The organism is Streptomyces avicenniae (genome assembly GCF_000719135.1).
Taxonomy (GTDB): Bacteria; Actinomycetota; Actinomycetes; order Streptomycetales; family Streptomycetaceae; genus Streptomyces; species Streptomyces avicenniae.
Genome location: NZ_JOEK01000018.1, coordinates 106,565 through 118,749, shown reverse-complemented (window position 1 = coordinate 118,749; position 12,185 = coordinate 106,565). Strand labels below are relative to the sequence as shown.

General features: G+C 74.5%; 14 protein-coding genes. 6 read left to right on the top strand and 8 right to left on the bottom strand.

What is annotated here, in order from left to right; translation table 11 throughout:
• The first annotated feature begins 22 nt into the window (after positions 1-22).
• Genes IF27_RS31695 through IF27_RS27210 form a run of 3 tightly spaced genes read left to right on the top strand, consistent with a single transcriptional unit; the run spans position 23 to position 2,213 of the window.
• Complete coding sequence (locus IF27_RS31695; protein WP_223291234.1) at positions 23-574, top strand: AlbA family DNA-binding domain-containing protein; 552 nt, start codon at positions 23-25, stop codon at positions 572-574.
• On the top strand, positions 571-1,212 hold the full coding sequence (locus IF27_RS31690; RefSeq protein ID WP_223291233.1) for an ATP-binding protein: 642 nt from the start codon (positions 571-573) through the stop codon (positions 1,210-1,212). The genes IF27_RS31695 and IF27_RS31690 overlap by 4 nt, the downstream gene beginning before the upstream one ends.
• A complete protein-coding gene (locus IF27_RS27210; RefSeq protein ID WP_052852500.1) occupies positions 1,209-2,213 on the top strand; it encodes a ParA family protein in 1,005 nt (334 codons plus the stop codon). The genes IF27_RS31690 and IF27_RS27210 overlap by 4 nt, the downstream gene beginning before the upstream one ends.
• A gap of 22 nt (positions 2,214-2,235) precedes the next feature.
• Here the strand turns inward: IF27_RS27210 and IF27_RS27205 are convergent, their stop codons facing one another.
• The 3 genes from IF27_RS27205 to IF27_RS31685 all read right to left on the bottom strand — a co-directional run bounded on the left by IF27_RS27205 (position 2,236) and on the right by IF27_RS31685 (position 4,580).
• On the bottom strand, positions 2,236-2,598 hold the full coding sequence (locus IF27_RS27205; RefSeq protein WP_052852499.1) for a fluoride efflux transporter FluC: 363 nt from the start codon (positions 2,596-2,598) through the stop codon (positions 2,236-2,238).
• Entirely contained in the window at positions 2,595-3,104 is a 510-nt protein-coding gene (gene crcB, locus IF27_RS27200) for a fluoride efflux transporter CrcB (protein ID WP_052852498.1), read from the bottom strand. The genes IF27_RS27205 and crcB overlap by 4 nt, the downstream gene beginning before the upstream one ends.
• 192 nt (positions 3,105-3,296) lie before the next feature.
• Positions 3,297-4,580, bottom strand: coding sequence for a HEAT repeat domain-containing protein (locus IF27_RS31685; protein WP_052852497.1), 1,284 nt, complete (start codon positions 4,578-4,580; stop codon positions 3,297-3,299).
• Positions 4,581-4,898: 318 nt separating this feature from the next.
• Between IF27_RS31685 and IF27_RS27190 the strand changes: the two genes are divergently transcribed.
• Positions 4,899-5,675, top strand: a complete 777-nt coding sequence (locus tag IF27_RS27190; RefSeq protein WP_052852496.1) for an SAM-dependent methyltransferase — start codon at positions 4,899-4,901, stop codon at positions 5,673-5,675.
• Between the two features lie 7 nt (positions 5,676-5,682).
• Here IF27_RS27190 and IF27_RS27185 read toward each other — a convergent pair whose 3' ends face one another.
• On the bottom strand, positions 5,683-6,339 hold the full coding sequence (locus tag IF27_RS27185; RefSeq protein ID WP_052852495.1) for a class I SAM-dependent methyltransferase: 657 nt from the start codon (positions 6,337-6,339) through the stop codon (positions 5,683-5,685).
• 8 nt (positions 6,340-6,347) lie between these two features.
• Positions 6,348-7,424, bottom strand: coding sequence for a LacI family DNA-binding transcriptional regulator (locus IF27_RS27180; RefSeq protein WP_052852494.1), 1,077 nt, complete (start codon positions 7,422-7,424; stop codon positions 6,348-6,350).
• A gap of 220 nt (positions 7,425-7,644) precedes the next feature.
• Here IF27_RS27180 and IF27_RS27175 point away from each other — a divergent pair, with 220 nt between their 5' ends.
• Positions 7,645-9,591 (top strand): glycoside hydrolase 5 family protein, encoded by a 1,947-nt coding sequence (locus IF27_RS27175; protein WP_052852493.1) that lies wholly within the window; start codon positions 7,645-7,647, stop codon positions 9,589-9,591.
• 72 nt (positions 9,592-9,663) lie between these two features.
• On the opposite strand, the gene IF27_RS27170 is transcribed toward IF27_RS27175, so the two are convergent.
• Entirely contained in the window at positions 9,664-10,119 is a 456-nt protein-coding gene (locus IF27_RS27170) for a VOC family protein (protein WP_190233116.1), read from the bottom strand.
• Between the two features lie 60 nt (positions 10,120-10,179).
• Between IF27_RS27170 and IF27_RS27165 the strand changes: the two genes are divergently transcribed.
• On the top strand, positions 10,180-11,148 hold the full coding sequence (locus IF27_RS27165) for a helix-turn-helix transcriptional regulator (protein WP_052852492.1): 969 nt from the start codon (positions 10,180-10,182) through the stop codon (positions 11,146-11,148).
• A gap of 18 nt (positions 11,149-11,166) precedes the next feature.
• Here the strand turns inward: IF27_RS27165 and IF27_RS27160 are convergent, their stop codons facing one another.
• Positions 11,167-11,565 (bottom strand): cupin domain-containing protein, encoded by a 399-nt coding sequence (locus IF27_RS27160; protein WP_190233115.1) that lies wholly within the window; start codon positions 11,563-11,565, stop codon positions 11,167-11,169.
• Positions 11,566-11,628: 63 nt separating this feature from the next.
• Positions 11,629-12,108: an RrF2 family transcriptional regulator gene (locus IF27_RS27155; RefSeq protein WP_052852490.1), complete on the bottom strand. Its 480-nt coding sequence runs from the start codon at positions 12,106-12,108 to the stop codon at positions 11,629-11,631.
• Between the last annotated feature and the right edge of the window lie 77 nt (positions 12,109-12,185).

The following is a 12,185-nucleotide window of genomic DNA, read 5'->3' as shown; positions in this document are numbered from 1 at the left end:
GCGGGCTGCGACAATGTGCCGCGTGAGTGACCACGACCTGGCGGACGTGCTGGGGACCGTCGAGACGACGACCCTGGAGTTCAAGCGCACGGCCGAGCGCGAGGGGAAGCGCGGGGACGTCGTCGGACAGGCCGTGTGCGCGATGGCCAACGACCTCGCGGGCAAGGGCGGCGGCGACATCCTCATCGGGGTGGACGACACCGGGGAGCCCGTCGAGGGCGTGGACGTCGGCGACCGCGCGCTGCTCGCCCTCACCGATCTGCGGGACGACGGGCGCATCCTCGACCGACCCTCGTTCACCGTCGAGGCCGCCCGTTTCCGTGGCCGTCCCGTCATCCGGTTGCACGTCGAGGCATCCGGCACGCCGCCCGTCCGCTTCGAGGGCGTCATCTGGGTCCGCCCCGGACCGACGACACGCCGGGCGAGCCGGGAGGACGAGCGGGTTCTCGCCGAGCGGCGGCGCGCCAACGACGGGCCCTTCGACACCACGGCCGTTCCCCGTGCCTGTGCGGACGACCTCGACCTCGACCTCTTCCGGTCCTCCTACCTGCCTCGCTGGTCGATCCCGTGGTGATCGAGGAGAACGGACGCCCGCTGTCCGTCCAGCTCTCCTCGCTGCACCTCGCGACGCCGGAGGGCGACCCGACGATCCTCGGGCTGCTGACCGTCGGCCTCGACCCGTCCGCGTACATCCCGGGCGCTTACCTCCAGTTCGTGCGCTACGACGGCACGGATCTCGGTGCCCCGGTCGTGGACGAGCAGGAACTCCGCCAGAACGTCATCGGCGCCGCCGCCCGGCTGGAGGTCCTGCTGCTCGGCAACATCCGCACCCGTCTGACCGCGGACGGCTTCCGCGAGAGCCCCCGGCCCGACTATCCGATCGAGGCCCTGCGGGAGATCTGCATGAACGCCCTCATGCACCGCAACTACGAGACGTCCTACGCCCCGACGCGCATCGCCTGGTTCGAGGACCGCATCGAGATCACCAACCCCGGCGGCCCGTTCGGGCAGGTGCGCGACGACAACTTCGACCGGGTCAACGACTACCGCAACCCCTCCCTCGCCGCCGCCCTCAAGGGGCTCGGCTACGTCAACCGCTTCGGCCGTGGCATCGGGCGCATCCAAGCGGTGCTGGAGCGCAACGGGAGCCCGCCCGCCCGGTTCCGGATCGACGACGTGTCCTGGGCCGTGACCGTCCGGAGACCCGCATGATCTCGATCGCCCTGTTCAACAGCAGGGGGGACGTGGGGACGACGACGCTCGTCCACCATCTGGCGCACATGCTCAGCAGACGCCGTGTCGGCGTCCTGGCCGTGGATCTCGACCCCCAGGCCGATCTCACGGCCCTGTGCATGGACGAGGAACAGATCGAGGTCGCGTGGGGGAGCGCCCCGGGCCTTGCCGACACCGTGCGTCCCGCACTGCGGGGACCCGCCGATGCCGCCGACGCCGCCCGCGTCCGGCCGGTCTCCGTACGGCCGGGACTGTGGCTCCTCCCGGGCAGCCCCGACCTCGGCGGCCTCGAAGGGCTGCTGGCCGACGCCTGGCCCGCCTCCCTGGGCGGGGACCCGGCCGCCGTCCGCGCGACCACGGCCTTCCAGCGGACCATCGCGCGCGCGGCGAACTCCGTCGGCGCCGACGTCGTCCTCCTGGACGTCGGACGGCACCTGACGGCCGTCAACCGCGCCGCCCTCCTCGGGGCCAGGACCGTCCTCACCCCGCTCACGCCCGACCTCTTCTCCCTCCGCGGGCTGGACAGCCTGGGGCCCACCCTGGCCGGGTGGCGCCGCGACTGGCAGCAGCGCGTCCTGCCCCACATCCCTCCGGATCTCGACGTCCTGGGTATCCCCGTGCCCCGCGAGGTGATGACCCCCCTGGGCTACGTGGTGAGGAGACCCGAGCCGCGGCTGGACAGCCGGGCCGGGGCGTACGGGCGGTGGCTCGATCGTCTCCCCGGGGCGTACGCCGACCGTCTGCTGGGGCAGCAGCCGCCCGCCGCAGGGGACGACGATCCGTACCGGATCGCCGTCCTGCGCAACTACCGGACCCTCCTGCAACTCGCCCACGACGCGCGCAAGCCCATGTTCGACCTCAAGACGGCGGACGGCGCCCTCGGCAGCACGCAGAAGTACGTCCAGACCTGCTACCGGGAGTTCAAGGAACTGGCCGACAGCGTGGTCCGGCGGGCCGAGCAGGTCATCGCGGCGCACTGAGCGGCGCGCGTGCCCGGCGAGGTCACAGGCCCAGGGTGTCGGCCAGTGCCGCGCCGAGGAAGGCCGTGGCCAGGCCGACGGCGGGGGAGGCGAGCGCGTTGGCCGTCGCGCGGAGGGGGGCGCCCGCCTCGGCCAGCCGCAGCGTCTCCCAGGAGAACGTCGAGTACGTGCTGTACGTCGCGCACAGGCCGGGCCCGAGCAGGTGCTCCACGTTCGCGGGGAACGCCGCCGCGCCGAGGAAGCCGAGGGCGGCGCAGGCCAGGGCGTTCACGAGGAACGTGCCCCAGGGGAAGAGGGTGCCGAGCCTGGCCTGCACGGCGCGGTCGGTCAGGTAGCGCAGGGGCGCGCCGGCCAGTGCGCCCGCGATGACCAGCAGCCAGTTCACGCCCGCCCCCGTCCGGTCGGCGCGCCGGTGAGGCGGCGGGTCAGGCGGGCGGCGAGCGTGACCGCCGCGACGGCGCAGGCCACGGTGGCGGTCAGGTAGAGGATCGCCGTCGGGACGTGGCCGCCGGTGAGGAGGTGCCGGGCGTCGGTGGCGTACGTCGAGAACGTCGTGTAGCCGCCCAGCACGCCGGTCCCGAGGAACGGACGGACGAGCCGGTGCGCCGTGAACCGTTCGGTGACCAGCACCATGAGGACGCCCATCGCGGCGCAGCCCGTGACGTTGACCGCGAACGTCGTCCAGGGGAACGCGTCCTGGGCCACCGGCCACAGCAGCCCGGCGCCGTAGCGGGCGCAGGCGCCGAGCGCGCCGCCCAGGGCGATCGCCGCGAGGACGTGGGCCTCGCTCTCGCCCGGGGTGGGTGCCGCGTCCGGGTCGATGGGCGGTTCGACGGGGGGTTCGACGGGCGGGATTCCGCCCTCGGGGCGCTCGCCGTGCTCGTCGGTCATGCGGTCGTTCTCCTGCCTGCTGGGCGCGCGGGAGCGCGCGGACGGACCAGGCAGGGACCGTTGTCGGCGACGGCGCCGCGGTTCGGGTACGGCGGGCCCCACCGCCGTGCGGCCGGACGTGCGTCGGCCGCGCGCTCCAGGGTACCCAGGAGCGCGCCGGAGCGGCGCGGAGCCCGGCGCAGCGCGCCGCCGTCAGATGCGGTGGGCCCCCGGTGGGTGCCCCTCGGCGGCGCCCTGCGGGGTCAGCGCCACCACACCCGTCCCGCGCACCGGGGTCCCGGGCCCCACCGCCAGCAGGTTGAAGCCCTCGGAGCCGGCCACCTCGGGGGCCATCTCCGCCGTGGCCCACTCCCACGCGTCCTCGACGTCCTCCGGGTCCTCCTCCGTCTCCAGCGCGGCGCGGCGCGCCACCTCGTACGGCAGGGGAGCGCCGATCACGCCGCGCGCCGCGTCGTCGTCCTCCTCGTCCTCGGCCGCCGTCCACCAGTGACGGACGACCGTGCCGTCCCGCGCGACGAGCCACCCCGAGCCGTCGCCCTGCTCGCCGAGGTAGTACGCCTGCGCCTGCCCGTACCGCTTGCTCAGCGCGGCGCACAGGCCGCGCACCTCCTCCCGCCGCTCCGCCCCCGCCGGGTCGCACCAGCGGCCGACGACGAACGTCCAGCCGTTCAGCTCGGGCGTCACGAAGACCCGGCCGAACCCGCCGCCGTCATGGCCGTCCGTGTCCACCACGTCGTTGCCCAGCGCGAACGTCACCGCGCGCGGCTCCGACAGGCCCAGCTCCGCCATGACCCCCGCCTGGTCGCCGGTCGGCACGGCCATCCAGTGCAGCCAGCAGGTCTCAGGCGCCTGTGGGCTGTCGTCCAGGAGCTTGACGCGTATCAGCCGTTCCACGGCGGCGCGGTCCCGTTCCGACAGCGCCGCCTCGCCGCCGAGCGCCGCGAGGACCGTGAGCGCCCCGGCCCGCCGCCGTCCCGGCCCCTCGGCCCGTATGCGGCGCAGCGCCGGTATCAGCGCCGGACCGAGCTGGGAGAGGACGAACATCGCACGGCCCGCGACGTCCTTCTCCGGATCGCCCAGCAGTTCCAGCAGGGCCGGGGCCGCGGGCATGCCGTCCGCGCCGCAGAACTGGACGCCGATGGCCGCCTGTTCCCTGACGGCTGCCGCCGGGTGCGCCAGCGCGGCGACGTACCGGTCGAGCAGCGCCGCCCCGTACCCCTGGAACGCCCAGCCGAGGCGCCGCCGCACCTCGGGCGTGGTCGCCACCGCCATCGCCTCGACCAGCGGGTCGAAGCTGACCTCGCCCATGCGCCGCAGCACCCACGCGGACGTGGACCACTCCACGGGCGACGACTCGTCCGTCAGCTCCCGAAGCACCGGCCCCACGGCGGCCGGTCCGTGCGCGACCAGCGCGTCCGAGGCGGCGCGCGAGGTCTCACGCGACTCCAGCTCGCGCACCAGACGCCCGATGTCCATGGTCGGCCCCCTCCGGCTTCCCCGGCGCGCCTCCGCGACGCCCCGGAGGAGATCATGACGCAGGGGTCTGACAACGGCCGTCGCCCGCCAGGGAAACCGGTGGCGCGGGGCGGGTTCCTGCGGGAGGGTGGACGGCACCTATGCCTGGGGAGGGCGGATTCGGGTGAGATACCTGGAGTACTGCGACGTCGTCGGAATGGCGGGAACGGGCATAAGCCTCGCGTCGGTTGACGCCGGCGTGCCCTTCTGGGGGTTCTGGGGAGCCTGCGCCGCCGCACTCGTCGTGTCGCGGGTCCACCGGCGTCAGGTGGTGCGCCCATGAGCGCAGAGGAGCCCGTCCGCCCCGCCGACCTGGTGCGCCAGGACCGCTACCCCCGCTCCGCCGCGTACGACCCCGAGTGGCTGCTCGACCTCGACATGGGCCCGCATCCGCTGTGGCTGCTGGAGGACCTGGCCCGCGACCTCGACCTGCGGCCCGGCATGCGCGTGCTCGACCTCGGCTCGGGGCGCGGCGCGACATCCGTCTTCCTGGCAAGGGAGTTCGGCGTCCACGTGGTGGCGGCCGACTGGTGGATACCGGCGGAGGAGGCGGCGGCCGTCTTCGCGGCGGCGGGCGTCGCGGACCGCGTGGAGGCGGTGCGGGCCGAGGCGCACACCCTGCCGTTCGACGGGGAGAGCTTCGACGCGATCGTGTCGATCGACGCCTTCGAGTACTTCGGCACGGCGGACTCCTACCTGCCCTACCTCGTGCGCTTCCTGCGGCCCGGCGGCCAACTCGGCGTCGCCACGCCCGCGATGACCCGTGAGGCACGGGACATGGGGGGCGTGCCGCCGCATGTGCGGGAGGTCGTCGGCTGGGAGGCCATGGCCTGGCACACGCCGGAGTGGTGGCGCTTCCTGTGGGAGACGACCGGCCTCGTCACCGTCACGTCGGCGCGCGCGCAGCCCGACGGATGGCGCGACTGGCTCCTGTGGACCCGCGCCTGCGCCGCCCACGGCTCCGACGGCGCGGCGCAGCAGCCCGTCATCGACATGCTCCTGAAGGACGCCGGGGAGTACCTGACGTTCGCGATGCTCACGGCGCGCCGCACCTGACGCGCGTTCAAGGCCTTCGCCACTCCAGGGTGTAGCGCCAGAACAGCCTGCGCCGCAGCCGGGCGCCCGGCAGGAGGCGGCGCGCCTCGCGCGTGATCTCCTCAAGCGTCATCCCCGCCGGGCGCGTGGGCGCCGTCATCGCGACGGGAAGGGGTGCGCGGCGGCCCCTGTTCCTGAGCCAGCCCATCGCCGCGTTGGCGGGGATCGCGACGGCGTCCGTGAGGGCGTCGCGGCGTGTGTGCCGCCGGTAGAGGCCGACGACGAGCAGGGTGCCGCCGGGGGCGAGCCGTTCGCGGAAGGCGGTCAGGGCCTCGGCGAACGGGAGATGGTGCAGGACGGCGACGCAGGTGATCACGTCGTGCGGCCCCGGCGGCAGATCGGTCACGGCGTCGCCGAGCGCGTACGTGACGGGCGCGGCGGGCGGGGTCAGACCGCGTGCGAGGGCGAGGACGGCCGGGTCGGCGTCGAGGGCGTGCACGGTCGTGGCGCGCCGGGCCAGGAGCCGGGCGAGGTCGCCGCTGCCGCAGCCGACGTCCAGGGCGCTGGCGGGACGGCGGGGGAGCCGCCGCGTGATCCACCGGTGGTGGTGGGCGTTGTGGTCCCACGGGTGCGTGGCGTTGAAACGGTGCAGCGCGCCGAGGGCGCGCGCGGCCAGCGGTGGCACGCGGCGGCCTAACGGGGGGAGTGCCCCGGGCCGGGGCGGGCCGGGCCGGTGGACTCGCGGACCACGAGGCGCGGCGCGGCGAGCGCGGGCAGCGGCGTCTCGTCCGTGCGCGCGACGTCGAGGAGGCGGAACATCTCGGCCGCCGCCGCGCGCCCGATCTCGGTGAGGTCCTGGCCGATGGTGGTCAGGCCGGGGAAGACGACGCCGCCGAGCGGCAGGTCGTCGTAGCCGACGACCGACACGTCGCCCGGCACGTCGTAGCCGAGGCGGCGGGCCGCGTACATCCCGGCGATGGCCATGGTGTCGTTGGCGTACAGGACGGCGGTGGGGCGGCTCGCGTTCTTCGGGGAGAGGAGGGCGGTCGTCGCCATGGCGGCGTCCTGCGGGGTGAAGTCGGTGGTCATCATCCAGCCGGGGCGCAGCCCCGCGGCGGCGAGTGCCGACTCGAAGACGCGGCGCCTGAACACGGTGTGCACCCGGTCCTCGGGGCCCGAGACGTAGGCGAAGTGCCGGTGTCCGAGGTCGAGCAGGTGGGCGACGGCCTCGGCCATGCCCGCGTCCTGGGCGGGGGCCCGCACGGTGGTGACGGGGTCGTCGGGCCAGGGCTCGCCGACGAGGACGGCGGGCAGGCGGAGGTCGCGCAGGAGCTGGAAGCGCGGGTCGTTCACCCGGCTCTCGGTGAGGATCACGCCGTCCACGCGGCGTTCCCCGGCGAGGCGGCGGTAGGCGCGCTCCTCGGCGTCCGGCTCCTCGCCGACGATGTGCAGCAGGAGGCCGTGGTCGGCCGGGGCCAGCTCGCGCTCTATGCCCGCGATGAGGACGGTGAAGTGCGGGTCGGCGGCGAGGACGTCGGGGGCGCGGCTCGCGACCATGGCGATGGCCTTGGTGCGTGCGCCGCGCAGGGCGACGGCGGTGGCGGAGGGCGACCAGCGGAGCTTCTCCGCGGCGTCCAGGACGCGCTGCCTCGTCGGCGCGGAGATGCTGCCGCGCCCGTTGACCACCTTGGAGACGGCCGACACGGACACACCGGCCAGCGCCGCCACGTCGGCGATCGTCGGCTTCGCCGCTCCCTTGCGTCCCGCCACCCGAGAACCCCTTCGTTCCGCCCGCCGGGCCGCCGCAGGGCCCGGGAGGAGTGCCCACACCGTACCAGCGGCGTGGCGGCCGTGGCCCGTGACCGGAGAGGAAAACGTTGTACCTCGGAGATCGGTCCACGTGGGCCGGGGTATCGACAGCGGCCTTGGTATAACGATATACCTGTCGGTGGACGACAACGGAACGGCACGGAAGAGAGCGGGTCCACCGATGAGGCGCAACGCGGCGAAACTCCCCGACGGATCGGTGTGGGTGGGTGTCAACTACTGGTCACGCACCGGCGGCCCCCTGATGTGGCGCGACTACCGGCCCGCCGTCATCGACGAGGAGCTGCGCGTGATGCGGGACCACGGCATCACGCTCACGCGGTCCTTCTTCTACTGGCCGGACTTCATGCCGGCGGAGAACACCCTGGACGAGCAACTCCTCGCCCACTACGACGACTTCCTCGACCGGCACCACGCGCTCGGCATGACGACGATCCCCACCTTCCTCGTCGGCCACATGTCCGGCCAGAACTGGGACCCCGCCTGGCGCGCGGGCCGCGACCTCTTCTCCGACGCCTCCTTCGTCGCCCAGCAGGAGTGGTACGTCCGCGAGCTGGCCGCCCGCTGGAAGGACCACCCGGCGGTCGCGGGCTGGCTGCTCACCAACGAGATCCCGATCTACGCCCACTGGCAGTCACGCGGCATCGGCACGGTGGACGCCGACGCCGTCACCGCCTGGGCGCGGACCCTCATCGACGCCGTACGCGCCGCCGGGGCGCGGCAGCCCGTCTCGGTCGGCGACGGCGCCTGGGGCGTCGAGGTCACCGGCGCGGACAACGGTTTCCGCGTCCGCGACCTCGCCCCGCTGATCGACTTCCACGGCCCGCACGTCTACCGCATGGAGACGGACGAGGTGCGCCAGCACCTCGGCGCCGCGTTCATCTGCGAACTCCTCGACATCGACGGCAAGCCGGTGATCATGGAGGAGTTCGGCCTGACCTCCGACTACGTGTCCGAGGAGAACGCCGCCCACTACTACCGGCAGATCCTGCACAACACGCTGCTGGCCGGTGCCACCGGCTGGATCCCGTGGAACAACACCGACTACGACGCGCTGTGGAACCAGGAGCCCTACTCCCACCACCCGTTCGAGATGCACTTCGGGCTCACCGACGACCAGGGCCGCCCGAAGGAGCAGCTGCGGGAGGTCAAACGTTTCACCGAGGTGCTGGCCGCCGTGGACGTCGCCCGCCTCCACCGCGCCCCGACGCGGATCGCGCTCGTCGTCTCCTCGTTCCTGGAGAAGCGCTACCCCTTCACCCAGCCGGAGGACGCGTCCAGCGTCTTCGCCCACACCCGGCAGGCGTACGTCGCCGCCCGTGAGGCCGACCTGCCCGTGGGCGTCGCGCGCGAGGCCGACGGCCTGCCGGACGACTGCGCGCTCTACCTGCTGCCGTCGGCCAAGCAGCTGACCGCCCCCGGCTGGCGGCAGCTGCGGGCGCGCGCCGAGGCGGGCGCGACGGTGTACGCGTCGTACTTCGTCGGCGAGCACGGGGTGCAGCGCGGCCCGTGGTGGCCGAGGCTGGACGAGACGTTCGGCGTGAAGAAGAGCCTGCGGTACGGGCTCACCGACCCGATCACGGAGAACGAGGTGCGGCTCGTCTTCCAGCGGGACTTCGGCGCGATCCGCGCCGGTGAGGAGCTGTGCTTCGCCGTCGCGGGCACGGAGAACTCGCGCAGCCGCCTGCCGGTCGAGCCGGACGGGGCCGAGGTCGTCGCCACCGACGCGCAGGGCCGTCCCGCTCTGCTGTCGTACGCCGTCGGCAGCGGCCGGATGGTGCTGTGCACCTACCCGATCGAGCACATGGCCGCGCTCACCCCGCGCGTCAACCCCGAGCCGACGCACCGCCTCTACGCGGCCCTGGCCGCCGAGGCGGGCGTGACGCCCGAGGTGACGGTGCCGGACGCGCAGGTCATGGTGGGCCGCATGGAGCACGAGAACGGACGTTCGTTCGTCTGGTTCGTGAGCCAGCACGCGGAGGCCGTGACCGTCACGCCGGTCGTCGCCCCGTCCGCCGGTGCCCTGCGCACCCTCGACGGCGGCGCGCCGCTCGACGCCGTCACGCTGCCGCCCTTCGGCGTCGTCGTCGCGGAACTCACGCACGCCTGACCCGGGGCCGTGTGCCGCCCCGCCCGCGCCCCGCTCCGGCGTGGGGACGGGACGGGGCGGCACACCGCCGGGTCATGCCTGCACGAACAGGCAGAACGGGTGCCCCGCCGGGTCGAGCAGCACCCGCCACCGGTCGGGCGACGGCTGCGACGGCGGCTCCGTCGCGCCGAGCGCCAGCATCCTGGCCTGCCCGGCGTCCAGGTCCTCGACGCCGATCTCGAGGTGCGCCTGCTTCTCCCGCTCGGGCGTCGGCCAGGTCGGGGGCTCGTACCCGTCGATCCGGCAGAACCCCAGGCCGGGCGAGCCCGCGCTCCCCAGCAGGATGAAGTCGTCGCTCGTGTGCAGCGCGGACAGGGAGAGGGCCTCGCCCCAGAAGCGGCTGAGCGCCGCAGGGTCCGCGCAGTCGAAGGAGACACCGGCCCAGGTCGCGCGCGGCGCGCCCGCCGGGGTCTCGTCGGTCGTGGGCCTCGTGTCGTTGCTGTCGTTGCTGTCGTTGCTGTCGGTGGTGCCAGTGGTGTCCGTGGTCATGCCGAGCACGCTAGGACGTGACCAGGACGGCTTCTGTCCTGGTCGGCGAGACTGGGCGGTGTGATGAGTACCTCCACCCGCCTGCTGCGGCTCGTCTCCCTCCTGTCCGCCCGCCCCAGCTGGACGGCGGGCGAGCTCGCCGGGCGCATGGAGGTCACGGAGCGCACCGTCCGCCGCGACATCGCGCGCCTGCGCGACCTCGGCTACGGCGTGGAGTCCGAGCCGGGCCCCTGGGGCGGCTACCGCCTCGGCCACGGCACGCGCCTCCCGCCGATCAGCCTGGACGACGAGGAGGCGCTCGCCGTCGCCGTCGGGCTGCGGGAGGCCGCGTTCGGCGGCGCCCTGGGCGGCGACCAGGCGGCGCTGTCCGCGCTGCTCAAGCTGCGGCAGGTGCTGCCCCGGCGCATCGCGGACCGGCTCGGCGAGATGGACACGGCGTTCGTCCGCCTCCCGGGGAACGCGGAACGGCAGGTCGGCGCCCGTGTCCTGTTCGATCTGGCCACCGCCTGCCGGGCCGCGGAACGGGTCCGCCTCACCTACCGCGACGGCGCGGGCCGCACGACCGTCCGCGAGATCGACCCGTACCGTCTCGTCCACACCGGGCGGCGCTGGTACCTCGTCGCCCGCGACGTGACGCGCGGCGCCTGGCGCACGTTCCGCGCCGACCGCGTCGTCACGACGACGGGCACCGGCGCGCGGGCCGAGTACGGCGGCGACCCGCCCGACCCGGCCGGGCTCGTCAGCCGCAACACCGCCCTGCGCGGCTACCCGTGCACGGCCACCGTGCGGCTGCCCCTGCCGATGGAGGCGGCGCTGCGGATCGTCCCCCCGTCGGTCGGCACGCACCGGGAGGACGGCCCCGACGCGACGGTCGTGGAGGTCGGCGGCATGGACGCCGACGGCCTCGCCCGCTACCTGCTCACGCTCGGCACGCCGCTGCGCGTCCTGGCCCCCGACGCCGTGCGGGAGGCACTGGTGCGGCGTGCCCGCGAACTGTCCGCGCTCAACGAGCCGCCGGACCCGGCGTGAGCCCGCGCCCCCGGTGCCTCAGACGAGCCGTCCCCCGTCGCCCGAGCCCGGCGGGTCGGGCGGGTCGGGCGGGTCGGGCGGGAAGACGCGCAGGCCCGCGCCTTCGAGCGCGAGCGCCGTGAGCCCCGCCTCGCTGCCCGACGCGTGCGTCTCGTCCGCGTCCCAGCGCACCCCCGTACCGGCCGTGACCGGGGTCCGGCGGCCGTCGGCCCCCGCCACCCAGCCGTCCCCCGCGACGACGAGGAAGAGCTGCGGCACGGGCGCCCGGTGCGCGCCGATCGTCCCGCCGGGCGCGAGCGTCAGGCAGGTCAAGGACACCGCGCCGCCGTCACCCGCCGCGACGCGGGTCGCGCGCGTGCCGACGCTGCCGAAACGTCCCACGACCCGCTCCGCGCGGTCGAACGTGAAGATCTCCATGCGCCCGGTCATCCCCGCCCCGCGCCGGGACAACCCGCCCCCGACCACCTGCCGGTCGCAGGTTCAGCCCCCCGCCGTGTCCGCCATGCGCCGCCGGGTGCGGGCCGGGGCCGTCGCGGGAAGCTCGGCGACGATGTCGGCGAGCGTCGTGGCGGCCAGGCTGCGCCGCCACGCCTCGTGCGCCTCGGCCATCCTCCGCGCCAGGACGCACGTGTCCCGGCAGTCCTCGGCGGGCAGCGCGCCCCGTCCTTGCTGCCTGATCTCGCGGCACTCGTAGGGCGACGACGGGCCGTCCACCGCCTCCACGACCTGGAGGAGCGTGATCCCCGCGGCGGGCCGCGCGAGCCTGAAGCCGCCGCGCGGCCCGGTCGTCGCCGTCAACACGCCTGCCCTGACGAGGGATTGCAGCTGCTTGGCCAGGGAGGCCGGCGGCAGGTCGTAGTAGCGCGCGAGCTGCGCCGCCGACGTCGTGGACCGTTCGTCGAGCTGCGCCAGCGTCGTGGCGCAGTGCAACAACCATTCGGTACTCACGGGCAGCTTCATGCCCTCGATCCTATCTCGGAGATTGTGGATGCATGAAGTCCGAGATAGAGTTCCGAGCCTGTGCGAGACGAAGGAGT

Coding starts and splice junctions, on each gene's coding strand:
- IF27_RS27210 (WP_052852500.1), top strand. CDS start 1,209: ATGATCTCGATCGCCCTGTTCAACAGCAGGGGGGACGTGGGGACGACG.
- crcB (WP_052852498.1), bottom strand. CDS start 3,104: ATGACCGACGAGCACGGCGAGCGCCCCGAGGGCGGAATCCCGCCCGTC.
- IF27_RS31685 (WP_052852497.1), bottom strand. CDS start 4,580: ATGGACATCGGGCGTCTGGTGCGCGAGCTGGAGTCGCGTGAGACCTCG.
- IF27_RS27190 (WP_052852496.1), top strand. CDS start 4,899: ATGAGCGCAGAGGAGCCCGTCCGCCCCGCCGACCTGGTGCGCCAGGAC.
- IF27_RS27175 (WP_052852493.1), top strand. CDS start 7,645: ATGAGGCGCAACGCGGCGAAACTCCCCGACGGATCGGTGTGGGTGGGT.
- IF27_RS27170 (WP_190233116.1), bottom strand. CDS start 10,119: ATGACCACGGACACCACTGGCACCACCGACAGCAACGACAGCAACGAC.
- IF27_RS27160 (WP_190233115.1), bottom strand. CDS start 11,565: ATGGAGATCTTCACGTTCGACCGCGCGGAGCGGGTCGTGGGACGTTTC.
- IF27_RS27155 (WP_052852490.1), bottom strand. CDS start 12,108: ATGAAGCTGCCCGTGAGTACCGAATGGTTGTTGCACTGCGCCACGACG.